The organism is Glutamicibacter mishrai, from assembly GCF_012221945.1.
In the GTDB taxonomy this organism is placed as follows: Bacteria; Actinomycetota; Actinomycetes; order Actinomycetales; family Micrococcaceae; genus Glutamicibacter; species Glutamicibacter mishrai.
Map to the genome: position 1 here is coordinate 3489479 of NZ_CP032549.1, position 19155 is coordinate 3508633.

General features: G+C 55.8%; 20 protein-coding genes. 9 read left to right on the forward strand and 11 right to left on the reverse strand.

From position 1 onward, the window contains the following. The first annotated feature begins 122 nt into the window (after positions 1 to 122). Both D3791_RS16275 and D3791_RS16280 read left to right on the forward strand, forming a co-directional pair. A complete protein-coding gene (locus D3791_RS16275; RefSeq protein ID WP_172512824.1) occupies positions 123 to 485 on the forward strand; it encodes an ArsR/SmtB family transcription factor in 363 nt (120 codons plus the stop codon). Positions 486 to 1052: 567 nt separating this feature from the next. Next, positions 1053 to 1514, forward strand: coding sequence for a DUF3817 domain-containing protein (locus tag D3791_RS16280; RefSeq protein ID WP_172512825.1), 462 nt, complete (start codon positions 1053 to 1055; stop codon positions 1512 to 1514). Positions 1515 to 1648: 134 nt separating this feature from the next. Here D3791_RS16280 and D3791_RS16285 read toward each other — a convergent pair whose 3' ends face one another. Beyond that, positions 1649 to 2596, reverse strand: coding sequence for an arsenic resistance protein (locus D3791_RS16285; protein ID WP_172512826.1), 948 nt, complete (start codon positions 2594 to 2596; stop codon positions 1649 to 1651). Between the two features lie 99 nt (positions 2597 to 2695). Between D3791_RS16285 and D3791_RS16290 the strand changes: the two genes are divergently transcribed. Next, complete coding sequence (locus tag D3791_RS16290) at positions 2696 to 3151, forward strand: DUF3054 domain-containing protein (RefSeq protein WP_246242229.1); 456 nt, start codon at positions 2696 to 2698, stop codon at positions 3149 to 3151. On the opposite strand, the gene D3791_RS16295 is transcribed toward D3791_RS16290, so the two are convergent. Next, on the reverse strand, positions 3131 to 3562 hold the full coding sequence (locus tag D3791_RS16295; protein ID WP_172512827.1) for a hypothetical protein: 432 nt from the start codon (positions 3560 to 3562) through the stop codon (positions 3131 to 3133). The two genes, D3791_RS16290 and D3791_RS16295, sit on opposite strands and share 21 nt — an antisense overlap. 111 nt (positions 3563 to 3673) lie before the next feature. Then, on the reverse strand, positions 3674 to 4270 hold the full coding sequence (locus tag D3791_RS16300; RefSeq protein ID WP_028268521.1) for a sigma factor-like helix-turn-helix DNA-binding protein: 597 nt from the start codon (positions 4268 to 4270) through the stop codon (positions 3674 to 3676). Between the two features lie 161 nt (positions 4271 to 4431). Between D3791_RS16300 and D3791_RS16305 the strand changes: the two genes are divergently transcribed. Beyond that, positions 4432 to 4713, forward strand: coding sequence for an Lrp/AsnC family transcriptional regulator (locus tag D3791_RS16305; protein WP_022875133.1), 282 nt, complete (start codon positions 4432 to 4434; stop codon positions 4711 to 4713). Between the two features lie 82 nt (positions 4714 to 4795). Here D3791_RS16305 and trpD read toward each other — a convergent pair whose 3' ends face one another. Then, positions 4796 to 5863, reverse strand: a complete 1068-nt coding sequence (gene trpD, locus D3791_RS16310; RefSeq protein WP_281350614.1) for an anthranilate phosphoribosyltransferase — start codon at positions 5861 to 5863, stop codon at positions 4796 to 4798. 286 nt (positions 5864 to 6149) lie between these two features. Here trpD and ctaE point away from each other — a divergent pair, with 286 nt between their 5' ends. The 4 genes from ctaE (at position 6150) to qcrB (ending at position 10452) form a co-directional block, all read left to right on the forward strand. Continuing rightward, entirely contained in the window at positions 6150 to 6788 is a 639-nt protein-coding gene (ctaE, locus tag D3791_RS16315; RefSeq protein ID WP_022875135.1) for an aa3-type cytochrome oxidase subunit III, read from the forward strand. A gap of 76 nt (positions 6789 to 6864) precedes the next feature. Next, entirely contained in the window at positions 6865 to 7659 is a 795-nt protein-coding gene (gene qcrC / locus D3791_RS16320; RefSeq protein ID WP_022875136.1) for a cytochrome bc1 complex diheme cytochrome c subunit, read from the forward strand. Between the two features lie 70 nt (positions 7660 to 7729). After that, complete coding sequence (gene qcrA / locus D3791_RS16325; protein ID WP_022875137.1) at positions 7730 to 8779, forward strand: cytochrome bc1 complex Rieske iron-sulfur subunit; 1050 nt, start codon at positions 7730 to 7732, stop codon at positions 8777 to 8779. A 2-nt stretch (positions 8780 to 8781) separates the two neighbouring features. Continuing rightward, positions 8782 to 10452, forward strand: coding sequence for a cytochrome bc1 complex cytochrome b subunit (gene qcrB, locus D3791_RS16330; protein WP_022875138.1), 1671 nt, complete (start codon positions 8782 to 8784; stop codon positions 10450 to 10452). A 573-nt stretch (positions 10453 to 11025) separates the two neighbouring features. On the opposite strand, the gene D3791_RS16335 is transcribed toward qcrB, so the two are convergent. The 6 genes from D3791_RS16335 to D3791_RS16360 all read right to left on the reverse strand — a co-directional run bounded on the left by D3791_RS16335 (position 11026) and on the right by D3791_RS16360 (position 17066). Beyond that, entirely contained in the window at positions 11026 to 11808 is a 783-nt protein-coding gene (locus D3791_RS16335) for a GntR family transcriptional regulator (protein WP_172512829.1), read from the reverse strand. A gap of 110 nt (positions 11809 to 11918) precedes the next feature. Beyond that, positions 11919 to 12320, reverse strand: a complete 402-nt coding sequence (locus D3791_RS16340) for a cytochrome c oxidase subunit 4 (RefSeq protein WP_022875140.1) — start codon at positions 12318 to 12320, stop codon at positions 11919 to 11921. A 2-nt stretch (positions 12321 to 12322) separates the two neighbouring features. Continuing rightward, positions 12323 to 14041 (reverse strand): aa3-type cytochrome oxidase subunit I, encoded by a 1719-nt coding sequence (gene ctaD / locus D3791_RS16345; protein ID WP_022875141.1) that lies wholly within the window; start codon positions 14039 to 14041, stop codon positions 12323 to 12325. A gap of 5 nt (positions 14042 to 14046) precedes the next feature. Next, positions 14047 to 14928, reverse strand: coding sequence for an aa3-type cytochrome oxidase subunit II (gene ctaC / locus D3791_RS16350; RefSeq protein WP_028268523.1), 882 nt, complete (start codon positions 14926 to 14928; stop codon positions 14047 to 14049). Between the two features lie 223 nt (positions 14929 to 15151). Next, positions 15152 to 15526 carry a HesB/IscA family protein gene (locus tag D3791_RS16355; protein WP_022875143.1) on the reverse strand — a complete coding sequence of 125 codons (375 nt, stop codon included), beginning with the start codon at positions 15524 to 15526 and terminating at the stop codon, positions 15152 to 15154. A gap of 130 nt (positions 15527 to 15656) precedes the next feature. After that, entirely contained in the window at positions 15657 to 17066 is a 1410-nt protein-coding gene (locus D3791_RS16360; RefSeq protein WP_172512830.1) for a dipeptidase, read from the reverse strand. 69 nt (positions 17067 to 17135) lie between these two features. On the opposite strand from D3791_RS16360, the gene D3791_RS16365 reads away from it, so the two are divergent. Further along, entirely contained in the window at positions 17136 to 17729 is a 594-nt protein-coding gene (locus D3791_RS16365; RefSeq protein ID WP_022875145.1) for a DUF3043 domain-containing protein, read from the forward strand. Between the two features lie 327 nt (positions 17730 to 18056). On the opposite strand, the gene D3791_RS16370 is transcribed toward D3791_RS16365, so the two are convergent. Continuing rightward, positions 18057 to 19121: a quinone-dependent dihydroorotate dehydrogenase gene (locus D3791_RS16370; RefSeq protein WP_028268524.1), complete on the reverse strand. Its 1065-nt coding sequence runs from the start codon at positions 19119 to 19121 to the stop codon at positions 18057 to 18059. Between the last annotated feature and the right edge of the window lie 34 nt (positions 19122 to 19155).

Genomic DNA, 19155 nt, shown 5'->3' on the forward strand with positions numbered 1-19155 from the left:
TGATTTTTGTGACTACCTATCGCTTTTGCTGCCGGTGAGTTCATAATGGACACACTCACCAAACCGGCCATTGGCGACCGGTGGTTTGCGGAGTTGGGCAAGTCGTTCAGGAAGTGATTGCGATGACTAGTGAATATGGCGTCCCGAGGGCGCAAGCGGGAATCATATCGAGTGATTTGCTGGATATGACCGTCGTAGTGCTCAAGACCTTATCTGACCCATTGCGCCTTCAGATGCTTTGGGCTTTGTGTGACGATGACCTGACGCTGTCCGAGTTATCGCAGTTGATTGGCGTTAGCCCATCGGTTGCTAGTCAGCTGCTGGCGCGGATGAGAACCGCTGGGGTTCTGCAAACGAAAAAGACCGGACGCCACGTAATCTATTCAATGCACGACGAGCTGTCCCGCCAATTCATCCGGCAGATGCTGGACTTTGCGGCCCATCGGCTGGAACTCCAGGATGGCCCGGTGGCCAGTCAGGATTGATGCCACTTAACTTAATGCTTGGTGACCAGATCTGACTGCTTCCGCAGCCATTATCAGTAAGCCGATAATCTACATTATGTAAAGTAGTGGAGATCTGACCCTTCCCCAACTGGCTGATTTGGTGCCTTCCTTGCGCACCAAAGCATGGTAGATCGTTACCAAGGCTGGCCGTTCACTGGCTTATGTATTGCTTGGTCGATAGCCGGAAGGCGATGCGCCAACTTGCCGTATGAGGATTGAACTTCATGAACTTTCGGATTCGAACCCGAGCGACTGGGCCAAGACGGCGATACAGATGTCAGACGCTTCGAGCCTTTTCTGGGCTTTGAGCATTCGCCAATTAGTGAGGTCGGTAATTGGTGGTGTGCCAGCTGCCTCTCAAAATCGTTGTGCACGGATCGTTTGTGGCATATTTGATGCCCATGCCAGTTCTCGCATTTCTGGGGGTCTACTCTGGCGTTTCGTGCATGAGGTCAACGACCGAGTTACCGCAAGTTCTCGGATAGGCTGGAATGGACTCGTATTTGAGTCGCTCTCCCCCGAATTTTTAAGGACTGACTCCAACACATGTCTCCAAGCTCCCTTTACCGAACGATCGCGCGTGCAGAAGCTGTCACTTGGACATTATTGATTGTGGCGATGATTCTGAAATATGGAATCAAAGTAGGCGACTGGCCGGTTTCCATCGCAGGGTTCATCCATGGGTTCGTGTTCCTGACCTACATCGTGGCTGCCATTTTGGTTGGAATGAATCAGCGTTGGAGCAAGGTACTCATACTTGGAGCGGCCGCGACATCGGTAATTCCGTTCTTGACGATCCCCTTTGACAAGTGGCTTGAGCGCAAGGGAAAGCTTGTTGGCCCTTGGCGCAAGGAAGCTAGCGACCATCCAGCCGATCAGCGATGGACCGATTCGACGATGCGTTGGCTTGTTGCCCGGCCGATGCTGACATCGATTACCCTCTTTGTCGTGATCGTTGCTGTCTTCTCGACCATGCTCGTCATGGGTCCTCCTGGCGGTCGCGGGTAAGCATTCTGCTCGAACTATTCCAGGGCGGTCCAGACGTAACGGACTGAGCTGGGCAATGTTTCGTGAACGACCTATCCAGTCAATCCCAAGGATTCCGGGTAGGTTGTTTTCTATTTCGTCAGCTGTTCAGCCTGTTAGGTCGACGTCGATTTGATCAAGATGGGGATCGCCTTGATCATCACGAGCATAGCCAAGAGTTCCACTAGGGTCTGTGTGACTACAACAGACGATGCCAGCGAAAACTCTGGTGGCAAAGCCAACGCAATGGGAAGCACGACCAAGGAATTGCGTGTAACGCCACTGAAGGCGAGCGCCCGCAGAGCCGGGGCAGGAAGTCTATAGGATCTGCCAACGATGTAGGCGAAGAATGCCGCTAACGGTACGAAGGCACCGAAGAGGATTGCTGCTCCTACCAGTGCTTCGAAATGTGTCGATACCGAATGGATCTGGGAGCCGACGACACAAAACAGTGTCCCCATCATGGCCGGAACCATGCACAACTCTGCGCTGTGGGAGACGTATCTGATAACTGAATGCTTCTTGGCGAACACTTGTGTTGACCACGCAAGCGCCAACGGGATGAGAATAAGCAGTATCAGGGCTTCGATAAACGGCTCGGGTGAAAATATCTCCATCGGTGACTTCCCCGCAATGAAGTACATGTAGACGGGGATCAACATCATTTGAACCACCAGCAGCAGTGGAGTTGCCGCAAGAAGTTTCTGGTTCGCTCCCCCAGCCAGACCTGAAAAGACAATGACATAGTCAACACAGGGTGCTAGCAGAACGAGCGCGACTCCGATAAGAACAGCTTGACCAGCCACGAGTAATCTAGACAAAGCGAACACCAGAGCTGGGACGGCAATGAAGTTGGTGACCATCAAGGCAAAGATGAATCTGAGATCCTTGAGACCCTGAAGAGCCGTGGTCAGAGGCATGCTCAAGAACGTGATGTAAAGCAAAAGGCCCAAGAACGGAGTGATGAGAAAGCCCAGCTGGTCACTTAGCGATGGCAGGGCGATGCCAAGTGCGCTGCCGGCTGCGATGGACACCAAATAGAGCAAGATCTGTTGTCTGTTCATCCACTCCGTGAACGATGGCAAGAACGTCACGCTCCAATATCGGTGCTATTAATAACGGTAGTTCGCGGGCCAAAGTCTCGGAAGCTCCCCCAAGAAGCTGTGTTGGAAGCAACAGAGTCTTTGGCCCGTTGGACGCAATTAGTTCTATGTCTGCTTCTCTATCATGAGTACATGAAGCAAAGTTTGAGCAAGTGGCCGTGGCTGGCAGTTATAGACGCAGTCCTCATCATCCTTTTCGCCCTACTGGGTCGCAGGGAACACGAGCACGGGCTTGGGATAGGTGGAATTTTCGTTACCGCCCTTCCATTCCTCGTTGCTTATGTACTCATGACAGTGCTCTCGCGCCCCTGGCTGACGATTAATAAGATCTGGCCTACAGGCTTACTTGTCTGGCTAGGCACGGTTGTCCTCGGGATGGCGCTGAGACTTCTGATGGGCAAAACTGCGGCCATCTCGTTCGTCATCGTCACCTTGATTGTTCTCGGAGTGTTCCTGCTAGGCCGACGTGGCATCAGCTTGTTGATCGCCAAGCGATCACAGCAGCAAAAGGCCTAGCCCGTACGATGCGGCAGCGACCAGGCCGCTGGAGAAGGTACCCAAGATAAATTGTTCGGCAGCGCGGTGGTCTTTCAATTCGGAGAACCGTCCGAGACCCTTTATGGCCAGAACGACCGCGATGCCTTCTGGCCAGCCGGCCCATAATGTGCTGACAATAGCTGCTCGCTCCAAGAGTCCGATCCATAGCCCGCCTCGAAGCGGAGATGGATCGGACTCTTCTTTGTTAAGCTCAGAATCATTCTTGGCGGCAAGCCGGAAGACGAGTTCGGTGAATGGTCCGCCAAAACTTACTGCGAAGATGCCTGAGAGCATCACAACGTGGAACGCCGGACCTTGGGCAGGCAGGCCAGTTGAGCCAGACGCCGCCGAGAGTACTGCAGAAGAAGCGGCCAAGAGGCCGGAGATCACGATGAGAACTTCGCGCCACCGTGCTCGATTGCCTATTGCATAACCAAGGTATGCGGCGAGGCAAGACAATACCGTAGCTAGGCTCAGGCACCCCCAGGCAATCCAGAACATCTATGACTCCCCTAGCATTTTGAGCTGGCGAGTCAGTGACTTTGCTGCCTCGTCCATCATTCGATTCGCCTCAAACCATAGCGCGGCGGACAGACGAGATGAGACTGCCTGCTGCGTGATACCCAATTCCTTTGCGATCTGCTGCTGAGTCAATCCTTCATCTGCCAAAGTGCCAGCCTCCCAGGCAGTAGCCCTGCGCTTGGAGACTATGCAGGCGGTTAATTGAAGCTCAGCTTCCAGCCTTGTGGCTTCGTGGGATGGACCATGAACAGCAAGATGGGCGTTGGTGTTCTTGGAACGCTCTACTGCAACCCGTGCGTATTCGAAGGCAGGCCCGCGGCCTGCCCTTGTCTCTTTGGGCAGCGGCGTTTCAACCTGCCCAAATCCTAGACCGACGCTCCAATCCCCTGATGCCGCCATCATGACGGCCAAACGAATCGCTTCCGAAGCATCGTCCAAGACCGCTTGAACCTCATCACCAGCGGTACGCTGGAAGGGACGGACGACCGGAACAGTCGCGTTGGCCTGCTCAATGAGCGTTTGTACTTTGTCTTCCGATGATCGGGAGCGACGCTGGTCGATGGTCAGAACAATCATGGAACAAGTATAAAACATAGTAGAGATAAATACTAATTTTAAAGCTTGTATAACTGTAGTTGTGATTATTGCTCGGACTCGCTCGGGCCGCATTTTCGACTAGAGTTGAAACTAAGTTATTGGTCTTCAGTTCGGGGACTCACGTAGTGAAAGGCTCAGCAATGGTTACTGCATTTGTCATGATTCAGACGGCAACGGACAGCATTCCGGAGTGCGCTCAGCAGATATCCGCAATTTCCGGCATTAGCGAGGTCTATTCCGTCGCCGGCGATTGGGACCTGATCGCAGTAGCCCGCGTGCACAAGCATGAGGACCTGGCGGAAGTTATCGCCAATAAGCTTTCCAAGATTCCAGGCATCCGTGGAACGCAGACGCATATCGCATTCCGGGCTTATTCGGATCATGACCTTGAAGCGGCCTTTTCCCTGGGGCTGGACGACTAGCCTTCCCTCACTTGCAAGGACGGGTTCTGGTTGCAGCTTGTATGAGCTGCAACCAGAACCCGTCCTTGTTTAATCCGGAGTGCTACTCCCCCACGATTTGCTGCGTCGTTTTCGCCCAATTCTCAAGGACGGTCTTAGCTGCGCCGGAATCTATCGAGTTGGCGGCCTTTTGGAACGCGATCTTCATGCGCTCATCGAAACTACCCTCGCTGGATTCGTCGTAGGCAACCATTCCTGCCGCGGCGTTGAGCAATACGGCATCGCGAACCGGACCTTCTGCTCCCGAAACGATCTGCCTGACAACCTCAGCGTTATGTAGAGCGTCTGCTCCGCGCAACTGCTCGATGGTTGCCCGCGAGATTCCTAGATCCTGAGCATCGAAAGTGAACTCGTTGACACGCCCATCGCGGACTTCCCATACGCGATTGGCGGAGGTTGTTGTGAGCTCGTCCAAGCCGTCATCTCCGCGGAATACCAGGCCACGGGAGTCGCGGCTGGCCAGGACGCCAGCCATGATCGGAGCCATGACCAAGTCCGAGCAGCCGATGGCGGATGAACTGGGCAATGCCGGGTTGGTCAGCGGCCCCATGAAGTTGAATGCAGTGGGCACGCGAAGCTGACGCCGAGCGACGGCGACGTGACGCATTGACGGGTGGAAGACATTGGCGAAGCAGAACGCAATTCCAACCTTGTTATAGACCTCTACAAGCCTCTCGATTGGTACATCCAGTCGCACGCCCAGAGCTTCGAGAACATCCGCTGACCCCGAAGAGGACGATGAGGCCCGGTTACCGTGTTTAACTATGTTGATGCCGGCGCCCGCGCACACCAGAGTGGCCATCGTCGAGATATTCACGGTGTTCTGTCGGTCACCACCAGTTCCCACAATGTCCAGTGTTTGTGCCTGGATGCTCAGCGGCTTGGCGTTGGCAACCATGGAATCAACGAGACCGGTGAGCTCGGCAACGGTTTCGCCCTTCGAGCGCAAGGCAACAAGGAACCCAGCGATTTGTACATCGCTCGCCTCGCCACTCATGATCTCATTCATGGCCCACGCTGCCTGAACGCGGCTGAGATCGCCACCGCCGATCAGGGTGGCCAAGAGATCTGGCCAGGTTGGGAACTTTTCGTTTTCAAGGCTCGTTGACACAAATGAAAGCCTATCGAGCAAGCAGTCGCAGACCCAATTCATGTCATCGATTGATGTGTCACAAGTCGCTAGAAACCTAGTATTTCTGGGGATAAATAGGGCACATGAGCGTTGCATAAATGAATGTTTCACGAGACTCGCCGAATCAAGCTCTACGAATTGTAGAAAGAGTTTTCTACGTACTTCCGCGTGTTTCCGCGGTTGTTGTCGATGTGTGGCGCAAAAAACCTCCGACAACGCCTTTCTGCATTGGTATCTGAGGGGCATTTAGAGACATAATGTCAGTGTGACAACTGCGACTCATGCCCCAAATACGACGGCGCCTCATGCGCCGAACCGCCCAAACATGGTGTCGGTGGGAACGATGGTGTGGCTCTCCAGCGAGCTCATGTTCTTCGCCGCCCTCTTCGCCATGTATTTCAGCCTTCGGGCTGCCGCGCCCGAACTATGGGCGACTGAAACTGCCAAACTTAACGTGCCGTTTGCGCTGGTTAACACCCTGATTCTGGTTTCCAGCTCGTTCTCGTGCCAGCTTGGTGTGTTCCGTGCTGAAGAATTCAAGCCTCGCCGTTCCGGCGGACTGTTCAACTTCAAGGAATGGGGAATGATCGAATGGTTCATTCTCACCTTCATCCTTGGCGCAATCTTCGTCTCGGTCCAGGCTTATGAATACGTAACCCTCGTTCACGAGGGCGTAGCACTGAACTCGAACTCCTACGCTTCGGCCTTCTACATGACCACCGGCTTCCACGGCATTCACGTCACCGGTGGCCTGATTGCATTCCTGCTGATCATTGGTCGTGCAATGCTGGCTAAGAAGTTTGGCCACTTCGAAGCAACGGGTTCCATCGTTGTGTCCTACTACTGGCACTTCGTTGACGTTGTTTGGATCGCGCTGTTTGCGATTATCTACTTCCTGAAGTAGCAACTTTTAGTCATTAGTTGCCTCAACGAGAAGTACGGCAACACCACACCAAAGAAACTAAGTGAGGAACCAGCAAGTGAAGGCTCTTTCGAAAAAGCGCCGCCACCCGCTCGCCGCTGTGGCCCTGCTTCTGTTTGGATTGCTGATTACCGGCAGTCTCTACACCGCAGCAGGAAACATCAGCGAAGCGAAGGCCGCTGAGACCACCGCAGCATCGCAGACCGATGTTGACGAAGGTCAGAAGCTTTTCGTCGCGAACTGCGCTACTTGCCACGGCATGCACGCTGAAGGTTCGGACTCCGGTCCTTCGCTGATTGGCGTTGGCGCCGCATCTGTTGACTTCCAGGTCGGTACCGGCCGTATGCCAATGCAGATGCAGGGCCCTCAGGCCCAGGTCAAGCCAGTTCAATTCGACGACAAGCAGATCTCCCAGTTGGCTGCGTATGTTGCCAGCCTGGGTGCAGGTCCAGCGATCCCGGATGAGGAATACCTCGATACCACCAAGGGCGATGCAGCTCACGGTGGAACCGTCTTCCGCGTGAACTGCGCAATGTGCCACAACGCGGCAGCAGCCGGTGGTGCTTTGACCCGCGGCAAGTTCGCTCCGACCTTGACCGGCGTAACCGAGAAGCACATCTACGAAGCGATGGCTACCGGCCCACAGAACATGCCAGTGTTCAACGACTCGAACATCACCCCAGAAGAGAAGCGTGATGTCATCACCTTCCTGAAGACCATTGAAGCCAATGGTTCCGCTGGCGGTGCAGCCCTGGGCTCCCTGGGTCCAGTTGCTGAAGGCCTGTTCACCTGGACCGCAGGTCTGGGTATCATCATTGCCTTCACCATTTGGTTGACCTCGCGTCCTTCCTAAGGCAAACCACGGCCACGGCCGTAACCATCACTACGTACATAAATTCCTAACAGAAGGATGAGAGAGAAACATGGGCGACCATAGTCACGGCAGTCCCGAAAACTCGGGCACCGTTGCTAAGGCTGACGATGTAGCTCAGGATCGTTTCCCCGATCCGGGCTTGCCACCCCATCGTCCGCGTCTCGCAGATCGCGATCCGCGCGCAGCCAAGCGACACGAGCGTCAAGTAGCGCTCCTATTTACCATCTCCATCATCGGCACGCTCTTCTTCTTCGTGGCCTACTTCGTCCTGGGCCGCCTGGGCGATATGTCCTTCGCTGAACTGCGTGTGCAGAACGCTGCACTGGGCCTGGGCACCGCATTCGCGATGCTCGGTATCGGTGTAGGTATTGTTCACTGGGCAAAGACCCTGATGCCGGATCACGAGCTCATGGAAATGCGCCACGAGATCCGCTCGGAAGAAGACCGCCAGGATGCAGTCGAGATCGTAGATACCGTTCTTGAAGAATCCGGTATCAAGCGCCGTCCGCTGATCCGCAACACCCTGATCGGTGCCATCGCTTTGGCCCCGATTCCGGCAATCTTCATGTTCCGCGATCTGGATCGCACCGGTAAGACCGCAAACCAGATGATCGATTCCCTGCGCCACACCATGTGGGACAAGGGCATCCGATTGACCCGCGATCCATCCGGCACCCCGATCAAGGCTTCGGACGTCCAGATCGGCTCCGCTTTCCACGTTGTCCCAGAGGGCATCAACGAAACCGAGAACCCGCTGAACGAAAAGGCCAAGGCCGTTGTTCTGCTGATGCGCATGGATCCAGCAGAAATGAACATCTCCGAGGGGCGCGAAGACTGGAACGTCGACGGCATCGTCGCCTACTCCAAGATCTGCACCCACGTTGGTTGCCCGATCGCACTGTATGAGCAGCACACGCACCACCTGCTGTGCCCTTGCCACCAGTCGACCTTCGACCTGACCCAGGAATGCAAGGTCATCTTCGGCCCAGCTGGTCACGCACTTCCACAGCTGCCAATTACTGTGGACTCCGAAGGCTACCTGGTCGCCCAGAGCGACTTCCATGAGCCTGTCGGCCCGGCCTACTGGGAGCGTGGTTAATCATGACGACTGCTAACGAATACCAGGCAACGACCTCCACCGGTCGTATCGCCAACTTCGTGGATTCACGCGTTGGCGCTTCGGCTATCGTCAAGGAATTCGGTCGCAAGATCTTCCCTGACCACTGGTCGTTCATGTTCGGTGAAGTAGCTATGTACACCTTTGTGCTGTTGCTGCTCTCCGGTACCTTCCTGACCTTCTTCTTCGATCCTTCGATGGCGCACGTGACCTACAACGGTTCGTACGTTCCGATGAAGGGTCTGGGAATGTCGACCGCCATGGCTTCGACCATGGACATCTCGTTCGACGTTCGCGGCGGCCTGTTCATGCGTCAGGTCCACCACTGGTCGGCACTGCTCTTCATTGCATCGCTGTCCGTTCACATGCTCCGCGTGTTCTTCACCGGTGCATTCCGTCGCCCACGTGAATTGAACTGGGTTGTCGGCGGCGTTCTGCTGATCATGGGTCTGGCTGCTGGCTTCACCGGCTACTCCCTGCCCGATGATCTGCTTTCCGGTAACGGCCTGCGCATTATCGATGGCGTTATGAAGGCACTGCCAATCGTCGGTACTTACCTCTCGATGTTCTTCTTCGGTGGCGAGTTCCCAGGCGAGCACGTAATCCAGCGTCTGTACTCGCTGCACATCATGATTGTGCCTGCAGTGATCATCCTGCTGATCGTAGTCCACCTATTCATGGTTGTGACCCACAAGCACACCCAGTACCCAGGCCCAGGTCGCACCAACGACAATGTTGTTGGCTTCCCTGTCGGCCCGGTCTACGCTGCAAAGGCCGGTGGATTCTTCTTCATCGTCTTCGGCATCGTTGCTTTCATCGCAGGCCTGTTCCAGATCAACCCGATCTGGAACTACGGACCATACGACCCATCCCCTGTTTCGGCTGGTACCCAGCCTGACTGGTACATCGGTTTCGTTGATGGCGCCCTGCGTTTGATGCCAGGTGTTCTTGGCAACTTCAGCTTCGAGTGGAACATTCCATTCCCATGGGGCACCAACACCCTGGTTCTCTCGGTTCTGCTCCCAGCCCTGGTTCCTGCAGGCGCACTGTTCGCAGTCATGTTCGCATGGCCATGGATCGAGCGTTGGGTGACCAAGGACAACCGCGAGCACCACTTGCTGGATCGTCCGCGTAACGCGCCATTCCGTACCGCTATGGGTGTTGCCGGCGTGATCTTCTACAGCGTGATGTGGGCAGCTGCATCCTCTGACTTGATCGCGACGCACTTCCACGTGGCACTGAATGACGTCACCTACTGGTTGCGTGCACTGTTCTTCCTCGGCCCAATCCTGGGCTTCTGGTTGACCCGCCGCATCTGCCTGTCGCTGCAGCGCAAGGATCGCGAGATCGTGCTGCACGGCCGCGAAGCCGGCATCATCCAGATGTCGCCAGAAGGTGGCTTCACCGAGAAGCACGAAGAGGTCGACGTTTACAAGCGCTACCTCTTGACCAACTTCGAGGATCGCCAGTACATCCCAGCAGAGCCTGACGCCGCTGGCCACATCTCCGGTTCGGAGAAGCGCCGCGCAATGATCTCGAAGTTCTTCTTCGAAGATCGCGTCGCCCCGGTAACCCCATCGGAACTGGAAGCAGCACATGCTGCCCACGGTCACCATGAGGTCGAGGGTGACAAGCAGGACTCGATCGAGAAGTAATTCCGATTCGCGTTAGTCACTAGAACAGGGACACACCACGGTGTGTCCCTGTTCTATTTAAGCTGTTGTACGGAGTCTTCAAGCGAACCTACTCCCCTGCGGAATCAGACTCGAACCCATTGCCAATCCTGCGAGGCCCTCACAGGGCCGTGAGAACGCCGAGAGCGCCACTTGTGTTCAAGGAGTGGCCAATGCAGCTCTAAGCTCCCCTATGCGTCGCCAGTGGCGCCGGAAGCGTCGATGAGAAAGACGGCCGCTCGCTCTGTGACAACTTCTTTAGATTCGGCAGCACTGTGCACTGCGCACAGAACAGCCAATGATGCCTAGAAGACCAGGAGCATCGGACCGGACGCCCAATATTGGGTATGCCGACGCGGCGATTCATATCAGGCTGGTGGAAGATGCCTGCCAAGAAACGGGACAGTTGAAACTGGAATCCTGTCCTCACTGTCCCATAGGTGCAACTAGGGAACGCCACGCCGAAACCGAATCGGTCCAACAGTGCCCGCCAACTTGAAACTAGTATCTGTCCGTCTGGACTGCCTGCGGAGCTGCTGCCATGCTGGCGTGGTCCTAAAAGGCCTCTGTGTAGCGCGGTGTACGAGTGCCAACGCGTTGCAGCGGGACAAAGAGCTTGTAGCGGTCCGAGCGGTAGAGCGAGACAGAGTAGTCGGCCAGCCGTTCGCCGATATAGGCGTAGCGCGTGATCTGCAACAACGGGAACCCTGGTTCAACGCCCAGCAAATGGGCCTGGCTCTTGCTTGCGGCCGTGCTTTCGACCTGATCCTCGCCCCATTCCAGAAGTATGCCGTAGCGCTCGTGTAGGGCTTGGTAGAGCTTGGACGGCGGCTCCGCGTCTACGAAGCCTGGGACCAGATCTGCTGGCATATAGTTCTCGTCCAGGCTCATCGGGGTTCCATCGGCCAGCAGCAGGCGTTTGAACTGCACCACCTGCGTCCCCTCCTCCACCATTAGCTGCAGGGCAAGGTTCGTATTGGCCTTGATTTCGGCAAACTCCAGAACATGCGCGTCCGGCACCATCCCACGGCGCATCATGTCCTCGGAGTAGGAATGCAGCCTGACCCTCAAGTCAAGTTTCTCGGGGACGACAAAAGTGCCGATGCCGACTACGCGCTTGAGCACCTGTTCGTCGACCAACGCGTCTATTGCCTGGCGGATGGTCTTGCGGGCCACCCCGAAATGTTCGGCGAGCTCGCGTTCTGGTGGGAGCTTGTAGCCAGGTTTGCAGGCTTCGCGGGTGTGGGCTTTGAGGATCTCACGGATCTGCCGGTACTTGCTTTGTTTGCTCGCTGGATCAAGATACGCCTCGACCTTGGGCTGGGGTGCGTGGCGCATGGTTGATCTCCTCGGCTGGTACCGGGCCGGCATTTCACTATGGCCCTACTGCTATTAAAAGACTAATGGGGTGACAAGCCAATTGCTTGTCACCCCATTAGGACCACTGCTTAGTGTGCGTGGTCTCCACGGCTGTATTCGTAAACCCAGCCAACCAGACCTACAACGGAAAGTCCTGCTCCGATGTAGAAGACCCACCAGCCAACTGCAATGCCCAAGAAGGCGATTGCAGCGGAACCGGCAAGTACCAGTGGCCACCAGCTCCATGGCGAGAACATTCCGATGTCGCCGGCGTTCTCGTGGATTTCACCGTCGACACGGTCCTCTGGGCGAGGGCCGATGCGCTTGGCGGTGAACAGCAGGTACCACCCAACCATTGCGGACAGGCCTACCAGCATCAGCAATGCCAGGAAGCCAACCCATTCGCTCCAGTTGGTCATGTAACCGTAGATCACGGCGATAGGGGCGAAGAAGAAGACGCCACCCAGGAAGATCCAGGATTCAATTTTCATCTTTACAGGTCCTTCTGATCAGCAGGGCCAAAGATCTTTGCAACCGGAGTTTCTGGGGTAACGCGACCGCTCAGTTCCGGGTGGTGCAGATCCAAAGCTGGACGCTCTGAACGGATGCGAGGAATCGAGTGGAAGTTGTGGCGTGGTGGTGGGCAAGAGGTAGCCCACTCCAGCGAGGCGCCGAAGCCCCATGGATCATCAACTTCAACCTTCTTGCCGTAGCGGAAGGTGATCCATACGTTCCAGAAGAACGGAATCATCGATGCGCCCAAGATGAACGCGAAGACGGTCGAGACCTGGTTCATGGTGGTGAAACCATCTTCAGGCATGTAGTCGGCGTAACGACGCGGCATACCCATGACACCCAGCCAGTGCTGGATCAGGAAGGTTCCGTGGAAGCCAGTGAACAGCATCCAGAAGTGGATCTTGCCCAGACGCTCGTTGAGCATCTTGCCGGTCCACTTTGGCCACCAGAAGTAGAAGCCAGCGAACATTGCGAATACCACGGTACCGAAGACCACGTAGTGGAAGTGTGCCACAACGAAGTAGGAGTCAGAAACGTGGAAGTCCAGTGCAGGAGCGGAGAGGATAATACCGGTCAGACCACCGAACAAGAAGGTGATCATGAAGCCGATGCTCCACAGCATTGGGGTTTCGAAGGTAATCGAACCGCGCCACAGGGTACCGATCCAGTTGAAGAACTTCACACCGGTTGGCACTGCGATCAGCATGGTCATGAAGCCGAAGAACGGAAGCATAACCGAGCCGGTGACGTACATGTGGTGAGCCCACACAGAAACCGACAGTGCAGCGATCGAGATGGTCGCGAAGACCAGACCCTTGTAACCGAAGATCGGCTTGCGGCTGAAGACCGGGAAGATCTCCGAAACGATACCGAAGAACGGCAGCGCGATGATGTAAACCTCAGGGTGTCCGAAGAACCAGAACAGGTGCTGCCACAGGACGGCACCGCCGTTCTCCGGGTCGAAGATGTGTGCACCAAAGCGGCGATCAGCACCCAGCGCGAACAGCGCAGCTGCCAGCGGCGGGAAGGCCATCAGGACCAGCAACGAGGTGATCAAGGTGTTCCACGAGAAGATCGACATGCGCCACATGGTCATGCCAGGGGCACGCAGGCAGATGATCGTGGTGATGAAGTTGACGGCACCCAGGATGGTACCGAAGCCCGACAGTGCCAGACCGAAGACCCAGAGGTCTCCACCGACACCTGGCGAGAAGGTGGTGTTCGACAGTGGAGCGTAAGCGAACCAACCGAAGCTAGCTGCACCCTGCGGGGTGAGGTAGCCGGCCAGAGCGATTACGGAGCCCATGGCGAAGAACCAGAAAGCCAGTGCGTTCAGACGTGGGAAGGCCACATCCGGGGAACCGATCTGCAAAGGCATCATGACGTTTGCGAAGCCAGCGAAGAGCGGGGTCGCGAACATCAGCAGCATGACGGTGCCGTGCATGGTGAACAGCTGGTTGTACTGTTCCTTGGTCTGCAGGATCTGCATACCTGGTTCGAACAGCTCTGCACGGATCAGCAGCGCCATGACGCCACCGATGCAGAACATGACGAACGAAGTGATCAGGTACATGTACCCGATCTTCTTGTGGTCGGTCGAAGTGATGTAGTCGACGAAAAGGCGACCCTTCGACTTCGGCACCACGGCTGGGGCAATCGACTTGACGTCGTCAGTTGCGTATTCAAACGTAGTCATAGTGATTACTCTCCTTCCCCGTGCTCTACTACTACACCGTTAACCGTGTCCGGCTGGCGGTCGTATTCTTCGCCGATGTGTCCATCGTCCATCTTCGCGAGCTGAGCCTTGAACTCTGCGTCGCTGACGACCTTCACGTTGAAGAGCATTTCGGAGTGGTACTCGCCGCAAAGCTCGGCGCACTTTCCGTCATAGCTACCTTCAACCTGAGGAGTCAGGTAGATGTGGTTGGTCTTGCCTGGGATCATGTCCAGCTTCTGCAAGAAGGCTGGGACCCAGAACGAGTGAATTACATCGCGGCTGTTCAGATCCAGCTGTACCGGCTTGCCTGCTGGCAAGTACAAGGTAGGCAGTTCTTCGCGAGCGCCTTCCGAGCCATCGGTGTGCAAGTGGGCCTGGGTGCCGGCGAAATGCTTCTCAGTGCCCTGGTAGGTGTAGTTGAAGTCCCAAGACCACTGCTTGGCTCGAACGTCTACTACGACCTCGGAATCAACAGGCTTGTTGATGCTCTTTTCCAGGGTGTTGTTGAAGCTAAAGAAGACTAGAACAAGGACCAAAGGAATGGCCGTGTAGAAGATCTCCAATGGCATGTTGTAGCTCAGCTGGCGGGGGTAACCGGTGTCGGTCTTGCGGCGACGGTAGGCGATGATGCACCAAAGCATCAAGCCCCAAGTCAAAATACCGATGACTACCACGGCGATCCACGAGTGAACCCAGAAATCCTGGATTGCAGCAGTGTGGTTAGTGGTGTCACGCTCCACGTTTGGGAGCCAACCGCGTTTAGCCTCCGCTGAACATCCCGTCAACAGCAGCGCGCCAGTGCCGACTAAAGCCAGAACTTTGGCTTTAGCAGACCCGCGACTGCCGGTTCGGTCTTGCGAACTCACAGACGGCCCTTCCTCTTTGTTGGTGCAGAATGTGGTCTTCATAAGTCACCTCGTGGTTTAACGAGTTGCACGGTGAGGTGGCTCACGAAGGGAAACATAGTTTTACTACTTAACGTAGAGCTTACCCTCTTCGGGGTCAGAATGCCGAAAAACGCCGCTGTTCTAACGAGAAATTTCTTCAACGTTTGAACAGCGGCGTTAGTTCCCTTGGGCCAGGTGGATCCTAGTGGAAGGAGTCTCCGCAGGCGCAGGAGCCGGAGGCCGAAGGGTTGTCGATGGTGAAGCCCTGCTTCGAGATGGTGTCTTCGAAGTCGATCGAAGCGCCAGCAAGGTAAGGAACGCTCATCTTGTCGACGATGACCTCTACGCCGTCGAAGTTGCGAACAGCGTCGCCCTCGAGCATGCGCTCATCGAAGTAAAGCTGGTAAATCAGGCCCGAGCAGCCGCCTGGCTGCACGGCGATGCGCAGACGCAAGTCGTCGCGGCCTTCCTGCTCCAACAGTGAACGCACCTTTTCGGCGGCCACGTCGGAAATGTTTACCTCGTGGGTTGGCAACTCGGTTGGGTCACCCTTGGTTTGCTCAACAGCTGCAGTCATGATTTCCTCCCATACTGCTCGTTGTGGCATCAGCCTCAAATTAGCTCCGAGACTTCGCCCCTGTTCTTGCTACTATCCTACGTCGCAACCGCGAGGATTTCTCCCCTTATGTCACGGCGTATGACACGCCTCATAGTCCTTCAGCGTTGATCCTGGCCAGCAACAGCGCCTCAGCTTCAATTGCATGCTTGAAGTCGCCCAGATGCAATGATTCATTTGCCGAGTGGGCGCGTGAATCTGGATCTTCAACTCCGGTCACAAGGATCTGCGCCTGTGGGAACACCTCCAGCAAATCGGCGATGAATGGAATCGACCCACCCAGCCCCATATTCACAGGTACAACTCCCCAGGCTTGTTCAAGTGCCCAGCGTGCGGTGTCGTTCGCCGAAGCATCCAAATTGGCCTTGTAGGCATTTCCGGCTTCGGTGGCTTTGAAATCTACCTGCGCACCGCGCAAGTCGACTCCGTTCACGTGCTCCTCCAGCGTTTGCAGTGCCTTAACAGGATCTTGTCCCGGCGCCAAACGCATCGAAACCTTGAACCTGGTTTGCGGAATCAGGGTATTCGACGACTGATCAACGTTAGGGATATCCATTCCAATGACGCTCAACGCTGGTTTATTCCACAAGCGATCGGTGATTTTCCCGGTTCCCGCCAATTCGAAGGAATCCAGTACTCCGGAATCGTTGCGGAACTGGGCCTCGTCGAAGTCGACTTCGGCGGAATCGCTGGCAACTAGGCCCTTGACGGCGACAGAGCCATCCTCATTGTGGAATGTCGAAATGAGCTTTGCTGCAAGCAAAGGGGAATCCAGGACCGGGCCGCCGAACATTCCCGAATGGACTGCATGCTTCAGCGAGCGAACAGTGATTTCCGCGGCGCACATGCCGCGGAGCGAACTGGTGAGTGCCGGAGTGCCAACGGCCCAGTTGCTGGAATCAGCGACAACGATAACGTCTGCAGCAAGCTTGTCCTGATGCGCTTCAAGGAAGTTGCGGAATGACGGTGATCCCGCTTCCTCCTCCCCCTCGAAGAAGTAAGTCACGCCGACGCCGAAGTCCGAGACAAGGTCCAATACTGCGCGCAACGCGGCAAGGTGAACCATGATTCCAGCTTTGTCGTCTGCCGCGCCTCGGCCAAAGAGCCGGTCGCCGACCTGTGTTGCCTCGAAAACCGGGGTGTTCCAATCCTCGGCATTGCCCGGAGGCTGTACATCGTGGTGTGCATACAGGAGTACGGTCGGCTTGCCAGGTGCTGCCTTGCGGCGGGCTACGACCGCGGGCGCGCCCATCGCGCCGTTTTCTGCTGGTTCGCGCAGGATTTCAACGCTTTCCATACCCGCATTCTTAGCCAGTTCAGCTACAGCTTCAGCTGACTTCTCCAGATTCTGCGGGTCGAAGGATTCCCAAGCGATGCTTGGAATGGCGACTAAGGCCTTGAGTTCTTCGAGGATCTGCTCGAAGTTCGCATTGATATGGCCCTTGAGTGCTGAAATATCGACGCCATTCTTAGCGGCGTCGAAGAGTGAATTTGTGCTCATGGTTTCAGCCTAGCAATTCATTGCGTATCGAATGTCACGCGACAAGCTAATTCCGGCTAGGATAGAGGGGTGTTTGGACGTAAGAAGGATGAACCTCAATCCCCCGTAAATGTACAGCCCGTAGAGCAGGCATCGGAATCACCCGATGGTCGCAAATCGGGGCCAACGCCCAAGCGCAGTGCGCAGCAGGCGAACCGTCAGCGACCTCTGGTTCCTACGGATCGGAAGGCAGCCAAGGAGGCCGAGCGGCAGCAGCGTATTGAAGCTCAGAATCGCTTGCGCATTGCCAATGAAACCGGTGACGAACGCTACCTGATGCCACGCGATAAGGGTGAGCAGAAGCGCTACACCCGCAATTTCATCGATGCTCGTTGGATGTTCGGCGAGTTCATGATGTTCATCATCCTGGCCTTCCTCGTGGTCTCGCTGGTCTTCCAGAAGAACCTGCAGGTTCAGATGTTTGTCCAGCTGGCCTTGTGGGTCGTGATTGCCTTGATCATCCTCGAAGCCATCTTTACTTCGATCGTGTTGAAGCGTCGCTTGGTGGCCAAGTTCGGTCATATGGAGCGTGGTGTTCGCATGTACGCGGCGATGCGTGGCATGCAGTTCCGCAAGCTGCGCTTGCCAAAGCCGCAGGTTGCACGTGGAGCAAAGATCGACTAATTTTCCATAGTTGGTTGAAGGAGCAAACCCTGATGGGTTTGCTCCTTTTTCTTATGCCAGTGAACTATCCGGAACAAAAGTCAAAGCTTGTAGAGGCGATTACAACGTTTTTTGTGTGAACGGTTCAAGGGTTTCGGAAAGACTGATTGGCGAGAGCTCTCCCCACGGCCAGCCAGTTCCACTCGGGGTTGTTGACGGTTCTACAAGGCCGGACCATGATCCGAATGGATTTTTTCGTGTGGACGTAAACGAAAGGTGGGGCTGGGGAACCTTGGAGTCCCCCAGCCTCACCATAAAGAGGGTACGCAGTGAGCGTGAGCCACTCGTTTAGAGCATGCGTTCCAAGCCCTTATTGATGGAGCGCGCCCAGAACGGGCCTTCGTACAAGAAAGCGGTGTATCCCTGAACGAGATCTGCACCTGCGTCCAAGCGATCCTTGACGTCTTGCGCATTCTCCACGCCGCCCACAGCGATCAGCGCCATTTCTGCGGGAACAAGAGAGCGCAACTGACGCAGTACAGCCAGGGAACGCTCTTTCAATGGCGCGCCGGACAATCCGCCAGCACCAATTTCCTCGACCTTGGCCGAGTCGCTAGTCAACCCATCGCGGGCGATGGTGGTGTTGGTTGCGATGATCCCGTCGAGCTCAAGCTCGATGGCCAGCTGCGCAACGTCGGCGACGTCCTCATCGCTGAGATCCGGTGCGATCTTGACCAGCAAAGGAATATGGCGACCTGAAACCTTATCCGCAAGCTGGCCGACTTCAGTCAGCAGCGGCCGCAAGGATTCAACGCTTTGCAGCAGCCGAAGACCAGGGGTATTCGGGCTGGATACATTGACCACCAGGTAATCAGCGTGGATAGCCAGTTGGCGCGTGGAAGTCAGGTAGTCCCCCACAGCGTCCTCTAGCTCCACCACCTTGGTCTTGCCGATGTTCACGCCGATCACGGGTCGAGTCTGCGAGTAGTCGCCCTTCAACTGCTGTCGAGCATTGGCAACGCGTGCGGCGACGCGCTCGGCGCCTTCGTTGTTGAAGCCCATGCGATTAATGACTGCACGATCTTCAACGAGACGGAAAAGGCGAGGCTGAGGGTTACCCGGCTGTGCTTGCCCGGTGACGGTGCCGATTTCAACATGGCCAAAACCAATGTCGCTGAGCGCGACAATTCCGGTAGCGCCCTTGTCGAAACCTGCTGCCAAGCCAAAGGGCGATGGGAACTCAATGCCCATGACCGTGCGCTTCAGCTTTGGAGAAGGTGCGAAAAACTTGCGGACCACTTTAGTCAGGCCCGCACGTTGCGCAACCTTGATGGCGTTAAAGGCAAAATGATGAGCCTGTTCAGGATCCATTTTGGTGAATACGTGCTTGAAGACCAATGGGTATATGCGCATGACTTCATTTTCCCGTGAAGGACCCAGAACAGAC

Coding starts and splice junctions, on each gene's coding strand:
- D3791_RS16275 (WP_172512824.1), top strand. CDS start 123: ATGACTAGTGAATATGGCGTCCCGAGGGCGCAAGCGGGAATCATATCG.
- D3791_RS16280 (WP_172512825.1), top strand. CDS start 1,053: ATGTCTCCAAGCTCCCTTTACCGAACGATCGCGCGTGCAGAAGCTGTC.
- D3791_RS16285 (WP_172512826.1), bottom strand. CDS start 2,596: ATGAACAGACAACAGATCTTGCTCTATTTGGTGTCCATCGCAGCCGGC.
- D3791_RS16300 (WP_028268521.1), bottom strand. CDS start 4,270: ATGATTGTTCTGACCATCGACCAGCGTCGCTCCCGATCATCGGAAGAC.
- D3791_RS16305 (WP_022875133.1), top strand. CDS start 4,432: ATGGTTACTGCATTTGTCATGATTCAGACGGCAACGGACAGCATTCCG.
- qcrA (WP_022875137.1), top strand. CDS start 7,730: ATGGGCGACCATAGTCACGGCAGTCCCGAAAACTCGGGCACCGTTGCT.
- qcrB (WP_022875138.1), top strand. CDS start 8,782: ATGACGACTGCTAACGAATACCAGGCAACGACCTCCACCGGTCGTATC.
- D3791_RS16335 (WP_172512829.1), bottom strand. CDS start 11,808: ATGCGCCACGCACCCCAGCCCAAGGTCGAGGCGTATCTTGATCCAGCG.
- D3791_RS16340 (WP_022875140.1), bottom strand. CDS start 12,320: ATGAAAATTGAATCCTGGATCTTCCTGGGTGGCGTCTTCTTCTTCGCC.
- ctaD (WP_022875141.1), bottom strand. CDS start 14,041: ATGACTACGTTTGAATACGCAACTGACGACGTCAAGTCGATTGCCCCA.
- D3791_RS16355 (WP_022875143.1), bottom strand. CDS start 15,526: ATGACTGCAGCTGTTGAGCAAACCAAGGGTGACCCAACCGAGTTGCCA.
- D3791_RS16360 (WP_172512830.1), bottom strand. CDS start 17,066: ATGAGCACAAATTCACTCTTCGACGCCGCTAAGAATGGCGTCGATATT.
- D3791_RS16370 (WP_028268524.1), bottom strand. CDS start 19,121: ATGCGCATATACCCATTGGTCTTCAAGCACGTATTCACCAAAATGGAT.